Below are 23,981 nucleotides of genomic sequence, written 5' to 3' on the forward strand. Positions count from 1 at the left end.
TACCCTGCTTTTGCTTACGCTGTCCTTCGGTTCGGATAAAATCGCGGTAGAACAAGGACGGATGGCAGAGAAGCCAGGTCACTTGGAAAACGTTTTCAGATAGGCAATGACGTTGGCCACGTCCGCATCGTTCTTGAGGCCCGGAAACGCCATCTTGGTCCCCTTGACCATAGCCTTGGGGTCGTGAAGGTAGGTCGTCAGTGTTGGTTCGTCCCATTTGACGCCGGATTTGCCGGCCGCGATCATGGCATCAGAATATTTAAAATCCGGATGCGTCCCGGCGGTGCGGCCGATGACCCCGTGCAGCGATGGCCCGATCTTGTTCTTGTCTTCATTTGCGATGTGGCAGACTTGGCATTTGGTGAAGACCTTCTCACCAGCCGCGGCATCCTGTGCCTGCGACGGATGCGCGACGAAGATCGTAACGGACACCGCAGCGAAAAACGCTATAGTGCGCATGGCATTTCCTCTCTGATCGTCATTTGTGTCTTGGACGATCGCGTCTGGGCCGAATACCCGCCCTCCCCAGTGGAATTGCGGTACCAATGTACCATGGAATCCAGGCGGCGGGTAGAAAAAGCCAAGCATCGCTGAGGGTTTAGAACCCGGCGCGCTCAAGGCGGGTCGGTGTTGCAGCTCCCGGCAATCTGCGCGACCGCCTCATCGAGCCCCGCAAGGTCGAAATCCGCCTGGCCGCGCCCCGACAGCAACCCGAACCGCCAGGAGAGCAGCAGCCGGCTTGCGGGAACAAGACGCTTGATGCCGTCGGCGCCGTCGCGCATCAGCAATCGGCCGCGCGACCCGACCGACCAGCTCTCGTTGAACTTGCCGCCACCATCAACGGTAACCGACATTGTGATCTTGCCGCCGGCCGAAACCGCGTCATTCAATTGCAGCCATTCGGTCCAGCGCGGTTCGCCGGCTGCCCGGCAGGCAATGGTCAGGACCGGGCTGTAGCTCAAGGCGCCACCCCCGGTGATCAGTTTGTTGGTGGCATGGAGCGAAGCCGTGGCAAGCCCATCCGCACCCGTGGCGAAGCGCCAGCTGCCGCCAATCGCGTCGGCGTAGGCGACATCACAGGCGAAGGCCAGAACGAGCGCCAGGGCGACAGTACGTCCCGTTTCAAAGACTAAGCTCAACGCCCCCTCCACGACCAATGCGGTTTGCATTACAAGCGCAGATAATGATCAATGCTTGGTATCGCCAAGGGCCACCTCCCGCGAAGCGAATCGGCTGTTGCAGTTTCGCAACGAAAAAGGCCGCCTCGAGGGCGGCCTTCGTCGATTCCATCAAGCGCCGGAGCCTTATTCGGCGTCCTTGGCGGCCTTCTTCTTCGGCGCGGCCTTCTTTTTCGGCTCTTCCGTCTCGTCGCCGGCCTTGGCTTCATCTGCCTTGGCTTCGGCCTTCTTCGACGCAGCCTTCTTGGCCGGCTTGGCCTTCGTCGCGGTCTCGGCCTCCTCGTCGTCGGCCATCAGCTCTTCCTTGCTGACCTTGACGTCGGTGACCGAGATCTGCCCGAGCAGGTGGTCGACCACCTTCTCCTCGAACATCGGTGCCCGCAGCGCGTTCAGCGCCTCGGGGTTGCTGCGGTAGAATTCGAAGGCTTCCTGCTGCTGGTTGGCCGGGAAGCGGCGAACCTGCTCGAACAGGCCGCGCTGCAACTCCTCATCGGAAACGGTGACACCGGCCTTTTCGCCGATCTCGGCCAGCACCAGGCCGAGACGCACGCGGCGCTCGGCAAGGCGCATATATTCGGCGCGGGCTTCTTCTTCGGTCGTCTCTTCGTCGGCGAAAGTGCGGCCGGCGGCTTCCAGGTCGCGGTTGACCTGCGCCCAGATGTTGTTGAACTCGGCCTCGACGAGCTTCGACGGTGCCTCGAACGAGTAGGCCGCGTCAAGCTGGTCGAGCAGCTGGCGCTTGACCTTCTGGCGCGTCATCGAGCCGAACTGGTTCTCGATCTGGCCGCGCACGATGTCACGCAGGCGCTCGAGTGACTCCAGGCCAAGGTTCTTGGCGGTCTCGTCGTTGATTTCCAGTTCGCCGGGCTTCGACACTTCCTTGACGGTGACATCGAAGGTGGCTTCCTTGCCGGCCAGATGCGCAGCCTGGTAGTTTTCCGGGAAGGTCACGGTGACCTGCTTTTCCTCGCCGGCCTTGGTGCCGATGAGCTGATCCTCGAAGCCCGGAATGAATTCCTTGGAGCCGAGCACCAGCGGCTGGTCGGTGCCGGCGCCGCCGGCAAAGGCCTCGCCGTCGATCTTGCCGACATAGTCGATCGAGACGCGGTCGCCTTCGGCGGCCTTGCCGGTCTTCGGCTCGTAGCTGCGCGCCGATTCGGCGACGCGCTTGACCTGCTCGTCGATCTCGGAATCCGGCACGTCGAATACCTGACGCGTCACTTTTATATCGGAGAAATCCTTGATCTCGATGGCCGGGATGACCTCGTAGTTGAGACGGAACTCGAAGTCGGCGCCACCGGCCAGGATCTTCTCGGCTTCCTTCTCGTCCTCGGTCATGATGACCTCGGGCTGCATGGCGGCCTTTTCGCCGCGCCCGGTGATGATGGAACGGGTCGAATCGTTGAGGATTTCGTTGACCACTTCGGCCATGAACGACTTGCCGTAGACCTTGCGCAGGTGTTGCACCGGCACCTTGCCCGGGCGGAAGCCGTTGATGCGGACCTTGTTCCTGGCGTCGGTCAGCCGCGCCATCAGCTTGGCTTCCATGTCACCGGCCGGCACGGTGATCTTGATCTCGCGCTTGAGACCGGAGTTGAGTGTTTCGGTGACCTGCATCGTAAAACCTTTGTTTTCACCAATGAGGCTGCCAAACGGCTCCCTGCCGTTCACAGCCTGCCGGTATAGTCTTGCCGGAAATGGCTTTTGGTACGGAACCTGGCGATTTGACCGAAATTACGGCTCAAACTCTTCCAAACTGCGTTCCAAGATGTGAATAAGTTCTTGTTTTTCCTACTTCTTATCACATTCTGCAGAAGCGGATCGTCGCGTCCCGTCACATTCGACACGCCTTTTGTCACAGGCGAGGCTAATTTTCAACCATCTTCGCGTTTAGGCGAATAACCAACATTTCGGCTCCGACATTGACAGAATGATGGCTACATGGGATTGCCGGAACATGCGGATGTGGCGGAACTGGTAGACGCCCTGGATTTAGGTTCCAGTGCCGAAAGGCGTGGGGGTTCGAGTCCCTTCATCCGCACCAGTTCGACAACCTGACCACCTAATACAATGGCTCCTCGAACAGCGTCTTGTCGCCATCCACCAGCGCCTTGATCTGCGCCGTGCCATCGGCGGCCAGCGCCAGGCGTATCCCGAACGGGCGCACCCGCATGTCGTTCTGGATCGCCAGTCCCTCGCCTTCCGGCAGATAGAACCGTTCGATGCCGTAGTCGGGCGCGATCGTCGCTCCCTCGCTCCGCAGATCCCAGCCTTCGGTGACATGACCCGATATATCAGCCTCGTCGGCAGCGGCCGGGGTCGGCGCCTTGCCCAACCAGGCGATGGTCGGCGTCCAGTAGCCGTCAACGCCCTTCTTCAGGCGCACCACGATCGCCGTGTCGTCGCTGGAGAATTTGTCGGGCGGAATGTTGGCGATCATTTTCACCGGCATGCGCGAAATATCGTAGCCGAGGATGATGTAGTCGCCGCGCAGCAGGTCGCGCGGGTCGACTGGCTCGATCTTCAAGAGCACTTCCCTGCCGTTACGCAGGATCGCCGCCCGGCCAGCGATGATCCAGCTCAGGAAGCCGATCTGGACAAGCGCAAGCACCAGCGCCGAGATGACAAGTCTCCTTCCGGTCATCATGCCACGGCTCTCCTGGCCACCGGGGCCTTCATGCGTTTCTCGACGCGGATGATAATGAGTGCGACGATGCCGAGCAGCACTGCTGCCGCGAGGAAGAAACCGGCGGTGTCGAGCATCGATTGCAGGGTTACGACATAGATGATCGCGAGTTCGAAGGCGAAGCCGAAATAGGCAAGCCAGCGCAGGCCACGGCTCTCACGCCCCGCCAGCACGATTGCCGCCACGATGCCGGCGAGCGCCACGACCGAGGCAATGGCGAAACCGCTGTTGTAGGTGCTTTCATCGGCCAGTTCGAACTGGATGATCGCCAGGCCGGTGAGGAAGCCGAGCAGCGCGTGCAGGGGCAAACGCCCGCCGAGCTGCACGGTCCTGTCGACCGGTTCCGGCGCAAAGACGGCGGTAGTGAACAGCACCACGGACACAATGACCAATGGGATCGCCACCGGCAGCGTCGCGTGGTCCATGGCCAGCAGCACGAGATAGAAGAGCAATGATAGGAGGATCAGATGGCGCGCCGCCTGGCTGCGGGTCCAGAAGGAGACTGCGAACAGCACGGCCGCCATTGCAACGAAGGCATGCGGAAACGCGCTGCGATTGAAATAGTCGAACCCTTTCAGAAACAGCCAGGCGTCGGCGATAGCGACCGCAGCGACGGTCAGCGGGTTCGACCGCAAGGCGACCGCCGCCAGTGCCGTGCCGGCACCCCAGGTGATCAGCGCGGAAGCCTCGTCGCCGGACAAATGATACATCTGCCCGATCAGCGCGATCGAGCCCCCGAACGCGGCGGCCGCCACGATCCACAAGGCTTCGCCGACCGCTGCATGGTCACGCGTCTTCAGCACCGCGCCGCCGACATAGCCGCCCAGGATAACGGCAAAGAGCGCAACCACCCGCGCCAGTCGCGGGATCGCGTCCCAGTTGGAGGCGACGAAGATCAGGATGGCCGCGCCAAACAGCAAGGCCGCCATCATCGCCAGGATCGAGCCGAAGCTGAGCGAATTGCGCGTGTTGGCTTCGACGTCGCGCGCCAAGATATCGGCGGTCGAGGCATCGATCAGTCCGGCCTGTTGCCATCGTGCGATGTCCGACCTGACCCGTGTCGAGTAGCCCGCCATATCCTCCCCCCGCTGCTTGGCCGGTTTCTTCAGCCGAAGCTGCCAAACCGTTGACGTTACGGCACTTTCTGATTCTTGGCTTCTTTGTGTCAGGTCCGTGAAGGCGCGTTAATGTTGCATTGCACAATTTGCATTGCTGCCATGCAGCCATAGCGCTTTTAAATCGATATGAGCCCGCCTATTTATGGTTCGTACACAAACGGAATGATCCGCAAGAAAGACGAAACGAGAACTACCATGAACCTGATCCGCAACTACCGCAACTGGCGCCGCTACCGGGACACCGTTTCCGAGCTGAGCCGCCTGAGCAACCGCGAACTGACCGACCTCGGCATCAGCCGCAGCGACATCCCTTACGTCGCTCGCAAGGCGGTCTAATTCTTCGGACCGCAAATGGTCCGAACCAGATCTGTAAAAGAGAACGACAATGAACCTGATCCGCAACTATCGTAACTGGCGCGTTTATCGCGAGACGGTTACCGAGCTGGGTCGCCTTTCGAACCGCCAGCTGCATGATCTCGGCATCGTCCGCGACGAAATCAAGATCATCGCCCGCAAGGCGATCTAATCGAAGGAATTTCGTCCGGGTCGACCTCCTCCCCGACCTTGACGAATACGGTCAGCCCTTATCCTCCTCCCAAAGGGTTGACCACCAAAACGGCGCCCGCCGCACCTCCTCCCGCGGCGGGCGTTGTTTCCCCGAAGCAAAGCGAATTTGCTCCAAAGGTTTCGCTCCTTTTCAAACCGCGAAAAGAATTTCGTCAAAGCCGACCTCCTCCCCGGCGATGGCGAATACGGTCGGCCTTCACCTCCTCCCGAGGGTCGACCCCCAAAACGACACCCGCCGGACCTCCTCCCCCGGCGGGTGTTGTTGTTTTTACGGTTGGTTTTTCCCGTCGACCCTTGACCACCCCATTCGCGGCAATTGCAATCGCAGCCGCAAGCGAATATTCCGGCGCTCATGAGCAAAGACCCCATCCATATCATCGGCGGCGGCCTCGCAGGTTCCGAAGCCGCCTGGCAAGCAGCGCAGGCCGGCGTTCCCGTCATCCTGCACGAGATGCGCCCGGTTCGCGGCACCGACGCGCACAAGACCGATGGGCTGGCCGAGCTCGTCTGTTCCAATTCCTTCCGCTCCGATGACGCCGAGAACAACGCGGTCGGCCTGCTGCACGCTGAAATGCGACTGGCCGGATCCCTGATCATGAGCGCCGGCGACGCCAATCAAGTGCCGGCCGGCGGCGCATTGGCCGTCGACCGCGACGGGTTCTCCGATACCGTGACGAAAAAGCTCGAGGCGCACCCGCTGATCACCATCCAGCGCGAGGAAGTGCCTGGCCTGCCGCCAGCGGACTGGGACCAGGCGATCATCGCCACCGGGCCGTTGACCGCGCCGTCGCTTGCCCAGTCAATCGCGGAAGCGACCGGGGCCGATGCACTCGCCTTCTTCGATGCCATCGCGCCGATCATCCACTTCGACACGATCGACATGGAGACCTGCTGGTTCCAGTCGCGCTACGACAAGGTCGGGCCAGGCGGCACCGGCAAGGACTACATCAATTGCCCAATGGACAAGGACCAATACCTCGCCTTCGTGCAGGCACTGGTCGACGGCCAGAAGACCGAATTCAAGCAGTGGGAAGGCACGCCCTATTTCGACGGCTGCCTGCCGGTCGAGATCATGGCCGAACGCGGCGTCGAGACGCTGCGTTACGGGCCGATGAAGCCGATGGGCTTGACCAACGCGCACAATCCGACGGTGAAGGCCTACGCCGTGGTCCAGCTGCGGCAGGACAATGCGCTGGGCACGCTCTACAACATGGTCGGGTTCCAGACCAAGCTGAAGCACGCCGAACAGGTGCGCATCTTCCGCACCATTCCGGGCCTCGAAAACGCCGATTTCGCACGCCTGGGCGGCCTGCACCGCAACACCTACATCAATTCGCCGACCTTGCTCGACGGCTCGCTGCAGCTGAAGTCGCGGCCCGGCCTGCGCTTCGCCGGCCAGATCACCGGCTGCGAAGGCTATGTCGAAAGTGCCGCCATCGGCCTGCTCGCCGGCCGCTTCGCCGCCGCCGAGCGGCTCGGCCAAACACCGTCCCTGCCACCGCTTACCACGGCCTTCGGCGCCCTGCTCAACCACATCACCGGCGGCCATATCGTCTCCGACGACGAACCGGGCAAGCGTTCCTTCCAGCCGATGAACGTCAATTTTGGCCTGTTCCCGCCGGTCGAAGCACCCACGACCGAAGGCAAGCGCCTGCGCGGCAAGGACAAGACGGTCGCCAAACGCCATGCGATAACCTCGCGCGCGCTGGCTGATTGCCGGGAATGGCTTCGGTTGCCGGACCAGGCGCAGGCCGCGGAATGAAGCCCTAGGGTTGGACACTCGGCATAGAGTAGGATATCATCCTACTCTATATTGACATGGAGCAATCCAGTGGAATCCGCCGAGAAACTGTCCATCACCGTCACGCCAGCCATGGCGCGCATGATCCGCGAGAAGGTCGAGGATGGCTCCTTCGGCTCCGCGAGTGAAGTCATCCGCGCAGCGTTGCGGGCCTTCCAACGTGAGGAAGAAGAGCATGCCGAACGCATGGCTTCGATCAGGGCGCGCGTGAAGGCATCGCTCGAGGACAAGAGGCCGACTCTCTCAGGAGAAGAGGTTCGTGCCCACCTTCAAGGGCTGTTTGCCGAGAATACGAGCCCCGACCATGATTCAGCGACATGAGATTGACTACCGCCAAAGCGCGAGGTCCCATGAGCGGCATCTGGCGAGACGTAGCTTTCCAATTTGAACCCGATGTCGCGCTGGCGACGGCGAAAGCGTGGTCGTGGCTTTTGCCAGAGCCTTGGACCCCTCTCGTCTGCTCAATGGTGGGAGGCATGTTTGTCATGCGGCCGAACAACGAGGTTCATTGGCTGGACACCGGGACGGGCTTGGTCGAACGGGTGGCTCGGAGCGCGACGGATTTTGAGGAGATTATCAGGACTGCTCCTGATCTGGTTGACGAATGGTTCCTTCCGCCGCTTGTCGAACGCCTTCACGCCGCGGGCAAGAAGCCCAAGGCGGGAGAATGCTACGGCTTCACCATCTTGCCTGTCTTCGCTGAGGGAAAATTCGACGTAGACAACATGTTCGTGACTCCGGTCAGCGAGCAATTCGTCGGCATGGCGAACGTTCACCGCCAGTTGAACGAATTGCCCGATAGTTCGAGGGTGCGGATCAAGGTCGTCGACTAGGTTTGTACCTACTCCGCCGGCTCGGCGGCCGCACTTGGCAACCCCGGCTTGCCCGCCTCTTTCGGATTTCGCCTCACATAGGCCGCCTTCAGCGTCTCGGAGGTGTCGCGCGAGCCGTCATGGCTCCAGCCGGGCGGCTTGATCAGATAGTTGAGGCGGTCGCTCAGCGTCAGCCCGGGCGCAAGCGCATCCCTGAACATGCCGATCCATTCGTGGAACGCCACCTTCAGCGGATTGAAGGTGCCGATATTCTTGACGATGCCGTAGCGCGGCCGGTCTTCCTCCAGCTCCTCGACGAAGGTGCCGAACATGCGGTCCCAGATGATCAGCGTGCCGGCGAAATTGGCATCGAGATAGCGCGGATTGGTGGCGTGGTGGACGCGGTGGTGCGAGGGCGTGTTGAAAATGAATTCGAACCAGCCCCACATCTTGCCGATGGCCTCGGTGTGGATCCAGAACTGCCAGACCAGGTTGAAGCCGAAGGTGAAGGCGATCACCGCCGGATGGAAGCCGAGCAGCACCAGCGGCGCCTGCAGCACGAACATGAAGGTGAACAGGCCGGTCCAGCTCTGCCTGAGCGCCGTCGACAGGTTGTAGTGCTGGCTGGAATGGTGGTTGACGTGCTCGGCCCACACCCAGCGCACCCGGTGCGCGATGCGGTGATAGACGGCTGGGCCGACTCCTTAACACGATTGACGTTTACGTCAAAGTGCCGGCCAGCCCCTGCTCGCGCGCCGCAACAGCAACCAATGCCGGCGTAACGCAGACAGCCGTACGACGCCATCAAGCGGTGAACGGCGCAAGCCCTCCATCTTGTCGAGATAGGCACGCGACAGGACCAGGGGCAGAAAGGCCGGGCGCAACGATACCGGCAGCGCCGCGGCGCCCTGTTCGAAGGCGGAAAGGTGTTCGCGCGCCAGCGCTCTCATCGCCGCCACGGCGCGCTGTGCACCCGGTCCGCCATCGCCGGCAACAAATTCCTCCGGCGACGATCCCGCCGCCGCCAGGATGTCGACCGGGATGAAACACTGCCCGCGCTTGCGATGCAGCGGCAACAGAAGCAGCAGGCCGGTCATTGCCTGCGCGCAGCCTGCCCGGCCCGCCAGTTCGGCAAACCGGGGCGCCTCGACGGGATCAAGCACCATCGCCGCAAGCTGGATCAATGCCGCGGCCGTCTCGCCGCAATAGCCTTCGAGATCGGTGCGCGACGGCATCGGATCGTCGTACAGGTCGAATATGCGGGCTTCGAGCATGTTCTCGAAGGCCAGTTTCGGTAGTTTGAACGCGGCAATGGTAGCGTTCAAGGCTTCGGCGACGGGGTGACCGGCGCCAGCCTCGCCGCCGGCGGCTATGACATCGCGCCACCATTGCAGCCGCACCTCACCGGGCAACGGCTCGTGGATGCGGTCGCGTACGCTGGCGATCTCGGCATTGAAGGCATAAAGCGAAAACAGTGCGTTGCGCTTGTCGGCAGGCGCATAGAGCGCGCTGAGATAGCGGTCGCGGTCGGTGGCGCGCACCGCGCTCATGACGATCTCAATGTTTTGCGGCATGTCAGTCGACGGCGATGAGCGCGGCGGCCACGGCGCGGTCCTCGGCCAGAAGCACGTTGTAGGTCCGCACCGCCGCCCCCGTCGACATCGGATCGGACGCGATACCTGCCTCCTTCAGCGTAGCACGCAGCGGCGCCGGCAATGGCCGGAGATCTCTGCCCATGCCGATCAGCAGGATCTCGATCTTGTCCGCTTCAGCCAGAAGCTTATCGAAATCCGCCACCGTCAGCGCCAGGGGATCCGCCGGCTCCCAGCCGTGGATGCCGGATGGCAGGCACAGCAGCGAGCCGCGATGCGACATGTCGGCAAAGCGAAACCCGCCATTGCCGTAGGCTTCGATCGGCGCACGGCCGGGGAAATGCGCCTCGCGGATGACGATGCCTTTGCCGGTCACCATTCTGTCACCCCTTCGGGCCGCCGCGTCAGGTCGCGACCGCCTTGCCGCCGCTGACCGGCTTCTCCTCGTCGGCCGAAGCCTGCGGCCGCAGCTTGAACAGGATCAGCAGTGGCGCGGCGATGAAGATCGACGAATAGGTGCCGAAGACAACGCCGAACAGCATCGCCAAGGTGAACGAGCGGATCACCTCGCCGCCGAACAGCACCAGCGCGAGCAGCGCCAGACTGGTCGTCACAGAGGTCAACGTCGTTCTCGACAGCGTCTCGTTGATGGCGTTGTTCAATAGCTGCGGCAACGGCATCTTCTTGTATTTTCGCAGATCTTCTCGAACGCGGTCGTAGACCACGATCGTGTCGTTCAACGAATAGCCGATGATGGTCAGGATCGCCGCCAGCGATGATTGATTGAACTCCAGCCCGGAGATGACGAAGAAGCCGATCGTCATGACCACGTCGTGCACGGTCGCGACGATAGCGCCGACCGCGAACTGCCATTCGAACCGGAACCAGACATAGACCAGGATGCCGACAAGCGCGACCAGCATGGCGATCGTGCCCTGCTTTGCGAGTTCGCCCGATACGGTCGGCCCGACGACCTCGACGCGACGGAAGTCGTAGTTGTCTTGCAGTTCGCCGCGAACCTTGTCGATCACCGTCTGCTCGGCGTTTTCGCCGCCGCCCTGGGTGCCGACGCGGATCAGGACGTCGTTGGGAGCGCCGAACTGCTGCACCTGCACTTCGCCGATGTTGAGCTCCGACAGTCTGCTGCGGATATCGCCGAGATTGGCGTCACCGCTCTTGGACTGCACCTCGATCAGCGAGCCGCCCTTGAAGTCGATGCCGTAATTGATGTCGACCGTAAAGAACAGCCCGACCGACAGGATCGACAGCGCACTCGACAGTGCGAACGTCCACCGCCGGATGCCCATGAAAGGGATCTTCGTGCCGGGCGGAATGAAGGTCACCGGCGCCCGAGGCAGTTCCTTCGGCCGGGCGCGGCGCAGCCAGATCGACACCAGCATTCGGGTGAAGGTGAACGCGGTGAACACCGTGGTCAGGATGCCGATGGCGTAGGTGATGGCAAAGCCCTTGACGGGCCCGGTGCCGAGATAAAACAGCACCACCGTTGCGATCAGCGAGGTGACATTGGAATCGACGATCGTCGCCAGCGCCTTGGAGAACCCGGTATCGATCGCCTGGATCACCGAGCGGCCGTTGCGTCGCTCCTCTCGGATACGTTCGTAGATCAGCACGTTGGAATCGACCGCCATGCCGATGGTGAGCACGATACCGGCGATACCGGGCAAGGTCAGCGTCGCGCCGAGCAGCGACAGCAGTCCGACAATCATCGCCACGTGCACCGCCAGCGCGATGTTGGCGAGAAAGCCGAGGAACCCGTAGGCGACGAACATGAAGGCAACGACGAGGATCGAACCGATGACGCCCGCGACCTTGCCGGCATGAATCGAATCCTGGCCGAGGCCCGGACCCACGGTGCGTTCCTCGATGACCGTCAACGTCGCCGGCAGCGCACCGGCGCGCAGAAGCACGGCCAGGTCATTGGCGCTCTGGGCGGTGAAATTGCCGGAGATCTGACCGGTGCCGCCAAGGATCGGTTCGCGAATCTGCGGCGCCGAGATCACCTGGTTGTCGAGGATGATGGCAAACAGCTTGCCCACATTCTGCGCGGTGGCCTGGCCGAAGCGGGCAGCACCCTTCGAATCGAAGCGGAACGACACCACCGGTTCGTTGTTTTGCGAATTGTATGTCGCTTGCGCGTCGACCAGGTTCTCGCCCGAAACGATGACGCGGTTTTCGATCAGATACGGAACCGGCGGATCATCCTGCGAATAAAGCACCGTCGAGCCGGCGGGCGGGCGGCCCTTGAGCGCGTCCTGCACCGGCATCGACTGGTCGACCATCTGGAAGGTCAGCTTTGCAGTCTGGCCGAGGATTTCCTTCAGCCGCTGCGGGTCCTGCAGGCCCGGCACCTGCACAAGGATGCGATCCTCGCCTTGCCGCTGCACGATAGGCTCGGTCGTGCCAAGTTCGTTGACGCGACGTCCGACCACCTCGATCGACTGCGCTAATGCGGTCGACGTGCGATATTTGATGCCGGCGTCGGTGACGGTGAACTTCAGCAGGCCGGGCTCGGAATCGTCCAGCGACATTTCCTGGATGGAACCGCCGGAGAACAGGCCAGCGGCAACCGGGTCGGTCAGCGACTTCAATGCCTTCTTGGCGGCATCGAGTTGGGCCGGGTCCGTGATGCGGACCTGCAGGGTCCGCCCCGTTCCACCAAGGCCGGTATAGCCGATCTTGGCATCGCGCAGCAGCGTGCGGATTTCATCGCGCGCCGTCTCTAGCCGATCCTTGATCAGGTCGTTCTGGTTCATCTCGAGCAGAATGTGCGAGCCGCCCTGCAGGTCGAGGCCAAGTGTCATCTGCCGCTTCGGCACCCAGCTCGGGAGCTGGGCCAATGTGCTTGCGGGAATGAGATTGGGCGCGGCGAGGACCACTGTGGCGGCCACGGCCAGCCAGATCAGGATCATCTTGAAGCGCGAAAAATAGAGCATATGGCGTCGTCCGTCCGAGCGTACCCGCGGATCACTCCGCCTGGAATTGGATTATTTCTTGGCGTTCTGGTTGGCTACCGGCTCGCCCTTGACGCGCACGTCGGCGATCGTCGAGCGCAGCGCCGTCACCTTGGTGCCACCGCCAAGGTCGATCTCGAGTTCGTTGTCGTCGATCACCTTCGTCACCTTGCCGACGAAACCGCCGCCGGTGACGACCGTGTCGCCGCGACGGACCGCCGCCAGCATCTCGCCACGCTTCTTCAGCTGCGTGCGCTGCGGGCGGATGATCAGAAAATACATGATTACGAAAATCAGGACAAACGGCAAAATGCTGATGAACATATCGGGAGAGGCGCCGCCAATGCCTTGGGCGTATGCCGGTGTCACGAACATCAAGGTACTCCTGAATTTTGAAAAACGGCCGCCAAACCGAATGCAGTGAAAATTTGGCGGCCCCGCGAAATTTGGCCGGAATATAGTCGGTAAAGTTGTCAATGCAACTGCGCGGCCGGGCAAATCGGCTGCTTTTCCGGCCTGTTTAGCCGTGTTAGAGCAGGATCGCGAAAAGCGCGAGCCGGTTTTCGGAAAAGATTACGCTCGAACAAATGGTTGCACGCGGTTTCGCAACCGCCGGAAGCGAACGGGTCCCACTCGCCCGACCCAAAGAGACGAACCAAGAAGACCCGAAATGACCGACAGCACCATCGACGCCCTCAACGAGAAACTTGACCGCCTGATCGAGGCTGTCGGCCGCCTCGCCCCACCGCCAGTGCCTGAAACCAGCCTTGGCGAGGCCGACTGCTTCGTCTGGCAGGCCGATCCCGGCTATCTGGAGCCGGTGCGCAAGGTCAACCGCGTCGACATTCGCCTGATCCGGGGCGTCGATCGCGTCCGCGACATCCTTGTCGATAACACCGAACGCTTCGCCGCCGGCTTTGCCGCAAACAACGTGCTGTTGTGGGGCGCACGCGGGATGGGCAAATCGTCGCTGGTCAAGGCCGTGCACGCCGAGATCAACGCCAAGGCCAAGTCCGACCTGCCACTGAAGCTGATCGAAATCCACCGCGAGGACATCGACACGCTGCCGAAGCTGATGGGATTGCTGAAGTCCGCTCCCTTCCGCATCATCCTGTTTTGCGACGACCTCTCCTTCGACCACGACGACACGTCCTACAAGTCATTGAAGGCGGCGCTCGAAGGTGGCGTCGAGGGCCGCCCGGCCAACGTCATCTTCTACGCCACCTCGAACCGCCGCCACCTGTTGCCGCGCGACATGATCGACAATGAGCGCTCGACCGCCATCAACCCGTCCGAAGCGGTCGAGGAAAAGGTTTCGCTGTCCGATCGTTTCGGACTTTGGCTCGGCTTCCACAAATGCTCGCAGGACGAATATCTCGACATGATCAACGGCTATGCCAGCCATCATGGCCTCGACATCGACCCCGGGCAGCTTCGCGCCGAGGCGCTGGAATGGGCTACGACGCGCGGCAGCCGCTCGGGCCGCGTTGCCTGGCAGTTCACCCAGGACCTGGCGGGCCGGCTCGGCAAGCCATTGAAGGATTGATCCATGTCGCTCAGGCGAGCTCGGTCTCGCGACCACGACATGCACGGAAACAAAGACTTAAACCAAGAAATCAACTGAAAGAGCCCGCTCCTTGCGGAACGGGCTGAGCCGGCGGGCCGGACTGGAGGTCAGACGGCCCGCAAATCGCTTTTTTTATTCTATTCGAGATAGGTCGAGGGATCGACCGGGGCCGAGTTCTTGCGCACTTCGAAGTGCAGCTTCGGCGAGTCCGTCGTGCCGCTCATGCCCGAGAGTGCGATCTCCTGACCGCGCTTGACCTTCTGGCCGCGTTGCACCTCGATCGAACTGGCATGGCCGTAGACGGTGACTAGACCGTTCTCGTGGCGCACCAGCACCGTATTGCCGAATTCCTTGAGCCCGTCGCCGGCATAGATGACGACGCCGTTCTCGGCTGCCTTGATCGGCGTTCCCGTGGGCACGGCGATGTCGACACCGTCCCTGCCGGATCCGAAGCCGGAGATCACCCGGCCGCGCACCGGCCAGCGCATCTTGCCGATGCCCGTGGCATCCGGCGCCACCGCCTCGTCGTCCTCGGCCTGCTGGATGACCTTCGCATCCTTCTTCGGCGGCGTGTAGGATGCCAGCGTTTCCGACGGCGTGGCCTTTGCGGCGGGCTGCGTGGTGGCCGTGGTCACCGGGTCGACCTTGGCCGGCTTTGCGCTGGCGACTGTCGCGGTTCCACCGGCCGGCACCTTCAGGGTCTGGCCGATCTTGAGCAAGCCATCTTTCATGCCGTTGGCCTGCTTCAGGGCAACGACGCCAATGCCGGTCTTCCTGGCGATCGAGGACATCGTGTCGCCGGACTGGACCGTATAGGTGCCGGCGGGGCCAGCCTTGGCCACCTGCGCTGGCTTGGGCTCCTTGGGCTGGCTTGTGGCAGCCGACGCATCGACCTGAGCCGCGGACTTGCCCTCCTTGACCTTCGGCTGCTGCGGCAGAACGGCGACCTTGTCCGGCGCGGAGGCCGGCAGGTCGTGCTTGCCATCCTTGGCCGGCTTCGCATCAGCGACCTTCGATTCAGCCTTGCTCGAATAGGCATAGGCCGGGATGACGATCTTCTGACCGGTCTTCAGCCCCTTGGTCGGGCTCAGGCCATTCGCCTTCATGATGACATCGGCCGGCACCTTGTAGTGCGCCGCCAAGCCGGAAATGGTTTCGCCGTCCCGGACGACGATCTCGGTCGCGTGCGGCCGGCCGGCCTCAGCCATCTTCGGCTCGTCGGGCTGGGCATTTTTGAATGGCTTCGCGGCCGGCGCGACGGTGCCGGTTGTCGTCCTGTCGACATGGGGAGCGGGCCGAGCCAGGGCCGGCGCCGATGCGACCCGCACCGGATTGGCGGCGGGCGCGAGCGCAGGAGCGGCCTGGGCTGAAACCGGCGGCGGCAACGGCCGGCTCGAAACCGGTTCAAGGCTGGAGCGGGCGACCGATTGCGTGTGGCTGCCGTCGAGTGGGGCTGCCGAGACGTCGCCCGGATAGGGCTGTACGGCATCCTGCTTGTTGATGATCGCGCGCTGATTATTGGTCGAGGAAGTAAAGACGTCGTCGACACTGTTGAACCGCGAAGCCTGGGAACTGCACCCGGCGGCCGCGCCTGCAATCATGAGAACAGCGCAGCCCCGCGCCAGATTGCGACTATTTGCCTTCAAAACATTGAGTTGCATCGCACTAACCCGCACAAACTCTGCACCAACTGGTCAGGATTAAAGCGCGTTAATGTTACTGGTCGGTTAACCCCATGGAATCCGACATAAATTTTCTTAAAATATTTGGGGCGGCCGATCATGCACTTCGGCAGGCTGAAATGGCGGACGACGCCTGACGAAAAGCTACATCACCGCTGCCAGGCTGCGCAGGATCGGCTGCAGGCGCACAAGACCGATATCCTCGCGCTCGAAACGGCTGCCGACCTTGGTCAGCTTGGCCAGCACCTGCTCGCCCTCCTCCGGGCCGATCGGTGCAATGACGATGCCGCCACTCGACAATTGGTCGAGCAGAAAGCGCGGCAGGCTGTCGAAAGCCGCCCAGGCGACGATGCGATCGAACGGTCCTTCAGCGGGCAAACCGGCGGAACCGTCGGCCTGGCGCGCGATGGCGTTGCTGATACCGAGCGCGTCGAAGCGCTGTTTTGCCTGTTCGGCCAGGGTCTTGTAGCGATCTATGGTAACGATGCGCGCGGCAAGCCGCGACATCACCGCAGCGGTGTAGCCCGAGCCGGTGCCGATCTCGAGCACACGATTGCTGGGCTCGATGGCAAGTGCCGCGATCACCGCCGCCTGCATGTCGGCGCCTTCGATCGCCTCGCCGCATTCGATCGGCAACATTCGGTCGGACCAGGCGATCTGGTGGAAGTGGGGCGCCAGGAAACCGCGCCGTGGTGTCGCCTCGAAAGCCGCGATCAGCGCCTTCGGCACGGTCCCCCTGCCGCGCAGGCGCAGCAGGAAAGCGGCGAAGCCTTCGCGATCGTCGATGCCATGGTTCATGCAAGCGCCTTGCTCAGCTGGTCACGGATCTCATGCGCGGTGAGGTCGAGCTGCAACGGCGTCACCGACACCAGACGGTTGCGCAGGGCAAAAAGGTCGGTGCCCTGCTTGCCTTCGACCGGCTCGCGGCCGAAGCGCAGCCAATAGTAAGGCAGGCCACGGCCGTCGCGACGTTCGTCGACCCAGAGGCTGTGCACCAGCTTGCCCTGTGTGGTGACCACAGTACCGGCGACTTCCTCGGGAAGGCAGTTCGGAAAATTGACATTGAGCAGCACGCCGTCGGGCAGCGGCGTCGCGACGAGCTTCTTCAGCAGCGCCGGCGCCAGCGCCTCGGTGGTCTCGTAAGGAACGACGCGGTCCTCGCCGACATAGCTGTAGCCCTGGCTGAGAGCGATCGACCTGATGCCGAGCAGCGCGCCTTCCATGGCGCCGGCGACGGTTCCCGAATAAGTGACGTCGTCGGCGATGTTGGCGCCCGAATTGATGCCGGACAGGATCAGGTCGGGTGCGCCGGGCAGGATCTTCTTGACGCCCATGATGACGCAATCGGTCGGCGTGCCCCGCACGGCAAAGTGCTTTTCGCCGATCTTGCGCAGCCGCAGCGGCTCCGAGATCGACAGCGAATGCGCGTAGCCGGACTGGTCCTGCTCCGGCGCCACCACCCAGACATCGTCGGACAGCGTACGGGCGACGCGCTCGAGCGATGCCAGCCCCTCGGCATGAATGCCGTCGTCGTTGGTCAGAAGGATGCGCATTATTTCGATTCGATCTTTTCCAGGCCGCCCATGTAAGGCCGCAGCACTTCAGGAATGGTTACGCTGCCATCCTCATTCTGGTAGTTTTCGATGACAGCTATGAGAGCGCGGCCGACAGCGGTGCCCGAACCGTTGAGCGTGTGGACGAAACGGTTGCCCTTGCCGTCCTTGTCCTTGTAGCGGGCATCCATGCGGCGCGCCTGGAAATCGCCGCAGACCGAGCACGATGAAATTTCGCGGTACGCATTCTGGCCGGGCAGCCAGACCTCGATATCGTAGGTCTTGCGGGCGCCAAAACCCATGTCGCCGGTGCACAGAACCATGGTGCGGAACGGCAGCTCCAACCGCTTCAGCACTTCCTCGGCGCATTGCGTCATCCGCTCATGCTCGGCCAGCGACGAGTCCTGGTCGGTGATCGACACAAGCTCGACCTTGTAGAACTGGTGCTGGCGCAGCATGCCGCGCGTGTCGCGCCCGGCCGAGCCCGCTTCAGACCGGAAGCACGGCGTCAGCGCCGTGTAGCGCAACGGCAGTTTCTCATGCGCGGTGATTTCTTCACGCACAAGGTTGGTGAGCGGCACCTCGGCGGTGGGGATGAGGCCAAGCCTGCCCTCCCCGTGCGGCGTGAAGAACAGATCCTCCTCGAATTTCGGCAACTGGTTGGTGCCGAAAAGCACCTCGTCCCGCACCATCAGCGGCGGGATCACTTCCTCATAGCCATGTTCGGTCGTGTGCATGTCGAGCATGAATTGGCCGATCGCCCGTTCCATCCGCGCCAGTCCGCTCTTCAGCACGGTGAAGCGCGAGCCCGACAGCTTCGCCGCCCGTTCGAAATCCATCATGCCGAGCGCTTCGCCGATCTCGAAATGCTCCTTCACCCAGTTCGGCCGCGTCGGCAGCTCGCCGACGACATGCCTGACGACATTGTCGTGCTCGTCCTTGCCGACAGGCACATCATCGAGCGGCACGTTGGGCAGCACCGCCAGCGCGTCGTTCAGCGCCTTGTCGAGCTCGCGTTCGCGCGCCTCGCCATTCTGGATGAAGGTTTTTATCTCGCCGACTTCGGCTTTCAGTTTTTCGGCAAGGGCGGCATCGCCCGAACGCATGGCGTTGCCGATCTCCTTCGAGGCGGCGTTGCGGCGCTCCTGTTTGGTCTGCAGCTCGGTGACATGTTCGCGCCGCGCCTCGTCACTGGCGATCAACCCGTCGACAGTGGATTGCGCCTCGCTCGCCGGCCACGAGCGCTTGGTGAGCGCCTCGACAAGGGCTTTCGGGTTGTCGCGAATCCATTTGATGTCGAGCATGGTTTATCCGTCCTCAGGTAGCATGTCGCCCAAGTGCGCAGCGGTTTTGGGACAACGGCATGCAAAGCAAAAACTGAAACGCATCGCCTTAATGGCGATGCGTTTCAGTTTGAGGGGCGTAAACCGCAATTTTGATCGATGCAAGATGAGGCTGGGCGGCGGCTGCCGTTTTCCGCCGCTGTCTCGGGCCTGGCTGCGTGTGTTACGAAGCTGCCGGCGCTGGAGGTTCGTCCGGGGTCTTGTCCGCGACGGTCTCGCCTGCCTCCTGCTTCTCGCGCGCCATGCGCTCGCGCGCCTGGCTGCGCTCGATCAGCCGGGACGACCAGATGGCGACCTCGTAGAGTAGGATGGTCGGGATGGCCAAGCCGATCTGGCTCATCGGATCGGGCGGCGTCAGCACGGCCGCGACGACGAAGGCAATGACGATCGCCCATTTGCGCTTCTCGGCCAGCGCCTTGGACGACAGCATGCCGACGCGCGTCATCAGGCTGGTCACCACCGGCAGCTGGAACACCAGGCCGAAGGAAAATATCAGCGTCATGATCAGGCTGAGATATTCCGAGACTTTCGGCAACAGCGAAATCTGCACCTGCTCGTCGGTACCGGCCTGCTGCATGGCAAGGAAGAACCACATCACCATCGGCGTGAAGAAGAAATAGACCAGCGAAGCGCCCATCAGGAACAGGACGGGCGACGCGATCAGGAACGGCAGGAAGGCGTTGCGCTCGTTCTTGTAGAGACCGGGGGCAATGAATTTGTAGATCTGCGTGGCGATCAGCGGAAACGCGATGACCATACCGCCGAACATGGCGAGCTTGACCTGGGTGAAGAAGAATTCCTGCGGCGCGGTGTAGATCAGCTCGACCTTGTGCGGATCGAGCCCGGCCCATTTCGTCGCCCATTTGAAGGGGACGACCAGCAGGTTGAACAACCGCTTGGCGAAGAAGAAGCACACCAGGAAGGCAACGAAGAAACCCCCGAGCGACCAGATCAGCCGGCGGCGCAATTCGATGAGATGCTCGATCAGCGGCGCAGACGATTTTTCGATCTCGTCTTTTTCCTTGTCCGAAACGCTCACTTGGCGGCTCCCGACGTCTTCCTGGTCACCGGCTTCGCCGGAGCAGGCTTCGGTTCGGCTTTCGCCCCAGCCTTTGCAGCTGCCGTCTTGGCAGCAGTCGCCCTTGCAGCCGTCGCCTTTGCAGCTGTCGTGTTGGCAGCTGCGGGCTTCGTCGCGGCGGCCTCAGGCTTTGCCGCCGTCACGGGCTTTGCCGACGCCTTGGGCGCTGGTGCGGCTTTTGCCGTCACCGCCTTCGCGGGTGTCGAGGCCTTCGACGGTCCTTTTGCCTCCGGCGCCGTCCTGGCGGCCTTCTTTGCCGCAGGTGCCTTCGGCGCCACGGGAGGTTCCGTGGATGCCGGCACCGCCGAAGCATCGGTCATTGCCGGAAAAATCGGCGTTGTCGGCGCGGCATCTGGCCCGTTGACACCAGGCATTTCCGTCGCACCGTTCTTCAACGGCTCGGCCGCCTGCGGCGTCGAGGCGGCAGGTGCCGCCGGATCAGCGGCCGGCTTCGGCTTTATCGCCGCGTCGACGCCGGCGCGCACATCGGCCGCCGCCTGCTCGAACGGATTGAGCTGCTTGCGGATCTCTGCAACCGGGCTGAGGCCCTTGAGCTCGTCGACCGATTTCTTGACGTCGTCGAGTTCGGCTTCCTTCAGCGCCTCGTTGAACTGTTTCTGGAAGTCGGCCGCCATGGTGCGCAGCTTCGCCGTCGTGCGGCCGAAGGTGCGCAGCATGTTGGGCAAATCCTTCGGCCCGACGACCACGATCATGACGATCGCGATCACCAGCATTTCGGTCCAGCCGACTTCAAACATGGCTATCAGTTCCGACTAGTGCTTGTCGCCCAAAAGTGCGAAGCGGTTTTCGGACAACGACATGCACAAAGCAACACCGTTGGGCTCAGCTCTTGCTGACTTTTTCCTTGGCTGCCGAAACGGTTTCGTCGGCGCGGTGCTCGACGGTACGCTTGTCGTCGGCAACGTCGTCGTCGGCCATGCCCTTCTTGAAGCTCTTGATGCCCTTGGCCATGTCGCCCATCAGCTCCGGAATCTTGCCGCGGCCGAACACCAGAAGCACGATGACCAGCACGATCATCCAGTGCCAAATCGAAAATGAACCCATAGCAAATCTCTCTCGAATGTTTTCCCTGGCGATGATCTATGCGTTTTCGCGTTGGGATTCAAACACAACCGCGACAGAGTTTATGAAAGGCTGGCGGATGTCACGCATTTTCAGCGAAGCGGCCCGCTACCAAACGGCGCATGTAAAGCCGGAAAGCAGCTATTGATAGGCGCCCGTGGTCAATCTTCCGTGACGCGCGGCGTCAGCAGGCCGAGTTCCTCGAGATCGATGTCGGTCAACGGATCCTCGTCCTCGCTCAGCACGTCGGCGTCGGCCGGCGGCAGCGGGATCGAGAAATTCGACGGCATGCGGCCCGAAAGCAGGCCGGCGCCCTTCAATTCCTCCATGCCGGGAAGATCACGGATTTCCTCGAGCGCAAAATGGTCAAGGAAGGTTTCGGTGGTGCCATAAGTGACGGGACGGCCAGGCGTTTTGCGACGGCCGCGCATACGCACCCATTCCGTCTCCAGCAGCGTGTCGAGTGTGCCTTTCGAGGTTTCGACACCACGGATGTCCTCGATCTCGGCGCGCGTCACCGGCTGGTGATAGGCAATGATCGCCAGCACTTCGAGCGCGGCCCGCGACAGCTTGCGCTGCTGCACCGTGTCGCGGCTCATCAGGAAGGCAAGATCGCCGGCGGTGCGGAAAGCCCAGGCATCGCCGACCCGGACCAGATTGACGCCGCGCCGGGCGTAGATCTGCTGCAATTCCACCATCGCAAGCGCGATATTGATGCCATCTGGAAGGCGTGCGGCAAGCTGCTTTTCGCTGACCGGTTCGGCACTGGCGAAGACGATCGCCTCGGCCATGCGCATGGCCTCGGACATGTGCAGGCGCTCGGCCGGATTCTGTTCCGGATTCTGGGCTGAACCCTGGTCGAGTTCGCCCTCTTCCTGCTCCTCGTCCACCTTGAAGGGGATAACCGAAGCGTTGGCGCGTTCGCTCATGATGCCACCTCGACTGGCTTGATTGTCTGTGCGCGGTGGTCGCGCAGATAGATCGGCGCGAACACCTGGTCCTGCCGCATATCCATTTTGCGCTCGCGCACCAGCTCCAGTGTCGCTGCGAATGAGCTGGCGATCGCCGTGCGCCGCTCTTCCGGGCTGGTCAGATACTGGATGAGGAAGCTGTCGAGCGCCGTCCAGTCCCGCAGCGAGCCGATCAGCCGCGTCAGGATATCTCGGGCATCCTTGAGCGACCAGACACCGCGCCTGGCGATCGTCACATTGGTGATCGCCTGCTTCTGCCGCTGCTGCGCATAAGCGGTCAAAAGGTCGTAGAGCGAGGCCGAGTAAGAGTTGCGCTTCTCGATGATGACCATCTCCGGCATGCCGCGCGCGAACACGTCGCGGCCGAGTCGGTTGCGATTGACGAGACGCGCCGCCGCGTCGCGCATGGCCTCGAGCCGCTTCAGCCGGAATTGCAGCACCGCCGCAAGCTCCTCGCCGCTTTCACCCTCCTCGCCCGGCTGCTTGGGGATCAAAAGCTTCGACTTCAGGAACGCCAGCCACGCCGCCATCACCAGGTAGTCGGCGGCAAGCTCGAGGCGCAGCGCCCTCGCCGTCTCGACAAAGGCCAGATATTGCTCGGCTAGCGCAAGGATGGAAATGCGCGCCAGGTCGACCTTCTGGTTGCGGGCAAGATGCAGCAGGAGATCGAGCGGACCTTCGAACCCGGCGACGTCAACCACCAGCGACGGATCGCCGGTCAGCCGTGAATCGTCATTCTCGGCCCACAGGCGGTCCATCGGTGCGGCCTTCGGGGCCTTGCTCTCCAATGTTTCCGCCACAGTCGTTCCACTTCCTCTTGGTCAGGCCACCGCATCGAAATAGGTGGCGAATTCAGCGCGTATCTCGGTTTCCTCGGCCGTGTCGCTTTTGCTGATATAGGTCATCGCCCGCTTTGCGCGCTCCAGCGACTTGCCCTCGAGCCCCCTGGTGCGCGATGCGATGCCCGCCATCTCCTCGAAAACGCCGTTGCAGTGAAGGACCAGATCGCAGCCCGCCGCAAGGATCGAGGCCGCCTTTGTCGGGAAATCCCCAGAAAGTGCCTTCATCGAGGTGTCGTCGCTCATCAGCAGCCCGTCAAAGCCGATGTCGCGGCGAATGATCTCGTCGATGACCTTGCCGGACGTCGTCGCCGGATTCTTGGGATCGATGGCGCTGTAGACGACATGCGCGGTCATCGCCATCGGCAGATGGTTAAGCTCCCTGAACGGGGCGAAATCATGCCGCTGCAGGTCGCTGAGCGAGGCGTCGACCGTGGGCAACTCGAAGTGCGTGTCGGCAAAGGCCCTGCCATGACCCGGAATGTGTTTCATGACAGGCAGCACGCCGCCCGACATCAGGCCTTCGGCCGTGGCGCGGCCGAGTTCGATGACCGCGCGCGGCTCCTTGCCATAGGCGCGCGCGCCGATGACATCGCTGGCACCTTCGATCGGCACGTCGAGCACCGGCAGGCAATCCGCCGTAATGCCGTAGCGCAGCAGGTCGAAGGCGTGCAGGCGCGCCATCAGCCAGGCAGCACGGGCGCCGGCGTCGTGATCGTCGCGCCACAGCGCGCCAAGCGCACCGCCCGCCGGATAGTTTGGCGCCAGCGGTGGCCGAAGGCGTTGCACCCTGCCGCCTTCCTGATCGATGAACACCAGCGCATCCGGACGCCCGATGCAGTCGCGCATCTCGGCGACCAGATCGCGGATCTGCTCGGTCTCGCCAATGTTGCGGGCAAACAGGATGAAGGCCCAGGGGCATTCATTGCGATAGAAGTTGATTTCTTCGCGGGTGAGCGATTTCCCGGCACAGCCGAGGATCATGGATTTTGATTCGGTCATGACTGGAGTCTAAGGCCTCGCGCGATCAAAGGGAATCGTCTCGGCTCGCAGGCCGCGACCACAAGATATGCTCCCACATGAAAAAAACGGGCACATGAAAAAGCCGGGGCACATAGGGGCAGCCTATACGAAAACCG

Annotated in this window: 25 protein-coding genes, 1 tRNA gene and 1 pseudogene; 7 read left to right on the forward strand and 20 right to left on the reverse strand. The window is 62.4% G+C overall.

What is annotated here, in order from left to right; all coding sequences use genetic code 11:
- Window positions 1-78 precede the first annotated feature (78 nt).
- The 3 genes from FJ934_RS04975 to tig form a co-directional block, all read right to left on the reverse strand.
- Window positions 79-459 carry a cytochrome c family protein gene (locus FJ934_RS04975; RefSeq protein ID WP_140607635.1) on the reverse strand — a complete coding sequence of 127 codons (381 nt, stop codon included), beginning with the start codon at window positions 457-459 and terminating at the stop codon, window positions 79-81.
- Between the two features lie 155 nt (window positions 460-614).
- The gene (locus tag FJ934_RS04980; protein WP_140607544.1) at window positions 615-1,139 is read right to left on the reverse strand and encodes a hypothetical protein; all 525 of its coding nucleotides are present in this window, start codon (window positions 1,137-1,139) and stop codon (window positions 615-617) included.
- Between the two features lie 165 nt (window positions 1,140-1,304).
- Entirely contained in the window at window positions 1,305-2,795 is a 1,491-nt protein-coding gene (tig, locus tag FJ934_RS04985; RefSeq protein WP_140607545.1) for a trigger factor, read from the reverse strand.
- A gap of 342 nt (window positions 2,796-3,137) precedes the next feature.
- Between tig and FJ934_RS04990 the strand changes: the two genes are divergently transcribed.
- Window positions 3,138-3,222, forward strand: a tRNA-Leu gene (locus FJ934_RS04990).
- Between the two features lie 18 nt (window positions 3,223-3,240).
- Here the strand turns inward: FJ934_RS04990 and FJ934_RS04995 are convergent.
- Together FJ934_RS04995 and FJ934_RS05000 are read right to left on the reverse strand one after the other, a co-directional pair.
- A complete protein-coding gene (locus tag FJ934_RS04995; RefSeq protein WP_140607546.1) occupies window positions 3,241-3,825 on the reverse strand; it encodes a GDYXXLXY domain-containing protein in 585 nt (194 codons plus the stop codon).
- Window positions 3,822-4,940: a DUF2157 domain-containing protein gene (locus FJ934_RS05000; protein WP_140607547.1), complete on the reverse strand. Its 1,119-nt coding sequence runs from the start codon at window positions 4,938-4,940 to the stop codon at window positions 3,822-3,824. The genes FJ934_RS04995 and FJ934_RS05000 overlap by 4 nt, the downstream gene beginning before the upstream one ends.
- 237 nt (window positions 4,941-5,177) lie before the next feature.
- Between FJ934_RS05000 and FJ934_RS05005 the strand changes: the two genes are divergently transcribed.
- From FJ934_RS05005 to FJ934_RS05025, 5 genes are all read left to right on the forward strand, one after another.
- Window positions 5,178-5,318 (forward strand): DUF1127 domain-containing protein, encoded by a 141-nt coding sequence (locus FJ934_RS05005; protein WP_013531315.1) that lies wholly within the window; start codon window positions 5,178-5,180, stop codon window positions 5,316-5,318.
- Window positions 5,319-5,367: 49 nt separating this feature from the next.
- A complete protein-coding gene (locus FJ934_RS05010; RefSeq protein WP_065005581.1) occupies window positions 5,368-5,508 on the forward strand; it encodes a DUF1127 domain-containing protein in 141 nt (46 codons plus the stop codon).
- Between the two features lie 393 nt (window positions 5,509-5,901).
- Complete coding sequence (gene trmFO / locus FJ934_RS05015) at window positions 5,902-7,311, forward strand: methylenetetrahydrofolate--tRNA-(uracil(54)-C(5))-methyltransferase (FADH(2)-oxidizing) TrmFO (RefSeq protein WP_140607548.1); 1,410 nt, start codon at window positions 5,902-5,904, stop codon at window positions 7,309-7,311.
- Window positions 7,312-7,380: 69 nt separating this feature from the next.
- Window positions 7,381-7,671 carry a type II toxin-antitoxin system ParD family antitoxin gene (locus FJ934_RS05020; RefSeq protein ID WP_140607549.1) on the forward strand — a complete coding sequence of 97 codons (291 nt, stop codon included), beginning with the start codon at window positions 7,381-7,383 and terminating at the stop codon, window positions 7,669-7,671.
- 29 nt (window positions 7,672-7,700) lie between these two features.
- Window positions 7,701-8,183, forward strand: a complete 483-nt coding sequence (locus FJ934_RS05025; protein WP_181165521.1) for a T6SS immunity protein Tdi1 domain-containing protein — start codon at window positions 7,701-7,703, stop codon at window positions 8,181-8,183.
- An 8-nt stretch (window positions 8,184-8,191) separates the two neighbouring features.
- Here FJ934_RS05025 and FJ934_RS05030 read toward each other — a convergent pair.
- The 5 genes and pseudogenes from FJ934_RS05030 to yajC all read right to left on the reverse strand — a co-directional run.
- Window positions 8,192-8,848: pseudogene (locus tag FJ934_RS05030) on the reverse strand (sterol desaturase family protein); the annotation flags it as partial.
- Window positions 8,849-8,887: 39 nt separating this feature from the next.
- Window positions 8,888-9,736, reverse strand: a complete 849-nt coding sequence (locus FJ934_RS05035; RefSeq protein WP_181165522.1) for a phytoene/squalene synthase family protein — start codon at window positions 9,734-9,736, stop codon at window positions 8,888-8,890.
- Between the two features lies 1 nt (window position 9,737).
- A complete protein-coding gene (locus FJ934_RS05040; RefSeq protein WP_181165523.1) occupies window positions 9,738-10,133 on the reverse strand; it encodes an Mth938-like domain-containing protein in 396 nt (131 codons plus the stop codon).
- 25 nt (window positions 10,134-10,158) lie between these two features.
- Window positions 10,159-12,708, reverse strand: a complete 2,550-nt coding sequence (secDF, locus tag FJ934_RS05045; protein ID WP_140607552.1) for a protein translocase subunit SecDF — start codon at window positions 12,706-12,708, stop codon at window positions 10,159-10,161.
- A gap of 51 nt (window positions 12,709-12,759) precedes the next feature.
- Window positions 12,760-13,101 carry a preprotein translocase subunit YajC gene (gene yajC, locus FJ934_RS05050; RefSeq protein ID WP_010909882.1) on the reverse strand — a complete coding sequence of 114 codons (342 nt, stop codon included), beginning with the start codon at window positions 13,099-13,101 and terminating at the stop codon, window positions 12,760-12,762.
- 295 nt (window positions 13,102-13,396) lie between these two features.
- On the opposite strand from yajC, the gene FJ934_RS05055 reads away from it, so the two are divergent.
- Entirely contained in the window at window positions 13,397-14,272 is an 876-nt protein-coding gene (locus tag FJ934_RS05055; protein WP_140607553.1) for an ATP-binding protein, read from the forward strand.
- Window positions 14,273-14,430: 158 nt separating this feature from the next.
- On the opposite strand, the gene FJ934_RS05060 is transcribed toward FJ934_RS05055, so the two are convergent.
- From FJ934_RS05060 to nagZ, 10 genes are all read right to left on the reverse strand, one after another.
- Window positions 14,431-15,954, reverse strand: coding sequence for a peptidoglycan DD-metalloendopeptidase family protein (locus tag FJ934_RS05060; protein WP_140607554.1), 1,524 nt, complete (start codon window positions 15,952-15,954; stop codon window positions 14,431-14,433).
- A gap of 165 nt (window positions 15,955-16,119) precedes the next feature.
- Entirely contained in the window at window positions 16,120-16,773 is a 654-nt protein-coding gene (locus FJ934_RS05065) for a protein-L-isoaspartate(D-aspartate) O-methyltransferase (RefSeq protein WP_140607555.1), read from the reverse strand.
- On the reverse strand, window positions 16,770-17,528 hold the full coding sequence (surE, locus tag FJ934_RS05070) for a 5'/3'-nucleotidase SurE (protein WP_127281111.1): 759 nt from the start codon (window positions 17,526-17,528) through the stop codon (window positions 16,770-16,772). Before surE ends, FJ934_RS05065 begins: the two co-directional genes overlap by 4 nt.
- A complete protein-coding gene (serS, locus tag FJ934_RS05075; protein ID WP_140607556.1) occupies window positions 17,528-18,832 on the reverse strand; it encodes a serine--tRNA ligase in 1,305 nt (434 codons plus the stop codon). The genes surE and serS overlap by 1 nt, the downstream gene beginning before the upstream one ends.
- A 202-nt stretch (window positions 18,833-19,034) precedes the next feature.
- Window positions 19,035-19,910: a twin-arginine translocase subunit TatC gene (gene tatC / locus FJ934_RS05080; RefSeq protein ID WP_140607557.1), complete on the reverse strand. Its 876-nt coding sequence runs from the start codon at window positions 19,908-19,910 to the stop codon at window positions 19,035-19,037.
- The gene (tatB, locus tag FJ934_RS05085) at window positions 19,907-20,707 is read right to left on the reverse strand and encodes a Sec-independent protein translocase protein TatB (RefSeq protein ID WP_140607558.1); all 801 of its coding nucleotides are present in this window, start codon (window positions 20,705-20,707) and stop codon (window positions 19,907-19,909) included. The genes tatC and tatB overlap by 4 nt, the downstream gene beginning before the upstream one ends.
- 85 nt (window positions 20,708-20,792) lie before the next feature.
- A complete protein-coding gene (locus FJ934_RS05090) occupies window positions 20,793-21,014 on the reverse strand; it encodes a twin-arginine translocase TatA/TatE family subunit (RefSeq protein WP_140607559.1) in 222 nt (73 codons plus the stop codon).
- Between the two features lie 179 nt (window positions 21,015-21,193).
- Window positions 21,194-21,961: an SMC-Scp complex subunit ScpB gene (scpB, locus tag FJ934_RS05095; RefSeq protein WP_140607560.1), complete on the reverse strand. Its 768-nt coding sequence runs from the start codon at window positions 21,959-21,961 to the stop codon at window positions 21,194-21,196.
- On the reverse strand, window positions 21,958-22,761 hold the full coding sequence (locus tag FJ934_RS05100; protein WP_140607637.1) for a ScpA family protein: 804 nt from the start codon (window positions 22,759-22,761) through the stop codon (window positions 21,958-21,960). Before FJ934_RS05100 ends, scpB begins: the two co-directional genes overlap by 4 nt.
- Before the next feature lie 63 nt (window positions 22,762-22,824).
- Complete coding sequence (gene nagZ, locus FJ934_RS05105) at window positions 22,825-23,844, reverse strand: beta-N-acetylhexosaminidase (protein WP_140607561.1); 1,020 nt, start codon at window positions 23,842-23,844, stop codon at window positions 22,825-22,827.
- Window positions 23,845-23,981 lie beyond the last annotated feature (137 nt).

This window comes from Mesorhizobium sp. B2-4-12 (assembly GCF_006441575.1).
In the GTDB taxonomy this organism is placed as follows: domain Bacteria; phylum Pseudomonadota; class Alphaproteobacteria; order Rhizobiales; family Rhizobiaceae; genus Mesorhizobium.

Coding starts and splice junctions, on each gene's coding strand:
- FJ934_RS04975 (WP_140607635.1), bottom strand. CDS start 459: ATGCGCACTATAGCGTTTTTCGCTGCGGTGTCCGTTACGATCTTCGTC.
- tig (WP_140607545.1), bottom strand. CDS start 2,795: ATGCAGGTCACCGAAACACTCAACTCCGGTCTCAAGCGCGAGATCAAG.
- FJ934_RS04995 (WP_140607546.1), bottom strand. CDS start 3,825: ATGATGACCGGAAGGAGACTTGTCATCTCGGCGCTGGTGCTTGCGCTT.
- FJ934_RS05000 (WP_140607547.1), bottom strand. CDS start 4,940: ATGGCGGGCTACTCGACACGGGTCAGGTCGGACATCGCACGATGGCAA.
- FJ934_RS05005 (WP_013531315.1), top strand. CDS start 5,178: ATGAACCTGATCCGCAACTACCGCAACTGGCGCCGCTACCGGGACACC.
- FJ934_RS05010 (WP_065005581.1), top strand. CDS start 5,368: ATGAACCTGATCCGCAACTATCGTAACTGGCGCGTTTATCGCGAGACG.
- trmFO (WP_140607548.1), top strand. CDS start 5,902: ATGAGCAAAGACCCCATCCATATCATCGGCGGCGGCCTCGCAGGTTCC.
- FJ934_RS05025 (WP_181165521.1), top strand. CDS start 7,701: ATGAGCGGCATCTGGCGAGACGTAGCTTTCCAATTTGAACCCGATGTC.
- FJ934_RS05035 (WP_181165522.1), bottom strand. CDS start 9,736: ATGCCGCAAAACATTGAGATCGTCATGAGCGCGGTGCGCGCCACCGAC.
- FJ934_RS05040 (WP_181165523.1), bottom strand. CDS start 10,133: ATGGTGACCGGCAAAGGCATCGTCATCCGCGAGGCGCATTTCCCCGGC.
- secDF (WP_140607552.1), bottom strand. CDS start 12,708: ATGCTCTATTTTTCGCGCTTCAAGATGATCCTGATCTGGCTGGCCGTG.
- yajC (WP_010909882.1), bottom strand. CDS start 13,101: ATGTTCGTGACACCGGCATACGCCCAAGGCATTGGCGGCGCCTCTCCC.
- FJ934_RS05055 (WP_140607553.1), top strand. CDS start 13,397: ATGACCGACAGCACCATCGACGCCCTCAACGAGAAACTTGACCGCCTG.
- FJ934_RS05060 (WP_140607554.1), bottom strand. CDS start 15,954: ATGCAACTCAATGTTTTGAAGGCAAATAGTCGCAATCTGGCGCGGGGC.
- FJ934_RS05065 (WP_140607555.1), bottom strand. CDS start 16,773: ATGAACCATGGCATCGACGATCGCGAAGGCTTCGCCGCTTTCCTGCTG.
- surE (WP_127281111.1), bottom strand. CDS start 17,528: ATGCGCATCCTTCTGACCAACGACGACGGCATTCATGCCGAGGGGCTG.
- serS (WP_140607556.1), bottom strand. CDS start 18,832: ATGCTCGACATCAAATGGATTCGCGACAACCCGAAAGCCCTTGTCGAG.
- tatB (WP_140607558.1), bottom strand. CDS start 20,707: ATGTTTGAAGTCGGCTGGACCGAAATGCTGGTGATCGCGATCGTCATG.
- FJ934_RS05090 (WP_140607559.1), bottom strand. CDS start 21,014: ATGGGTTCATTTTCGATTTGGCACTGGATGATCGTGCTGGTCATCGTG.
- scpB (WP_140607560.1), bottom strand. CDS start 21,961: ATGAGCGAACGCGCCAACGCTTCGGTTATCCCCTTCAAGGTGGACGAG.
- FJ934_RS05100 (WP_140607637.1), bottom strand. CDS start 22,761: ATGGACCGCCTGTGGGCCGAGAATGACGATTCACGGCTGACCGGCGAT.
- nagZ (WP_140607561.1), bottom strand. CDS start 23,844: ATGACCGAATCAAAATCCATGATCCTCGGCTGTGCCGGGAAATCGCTC.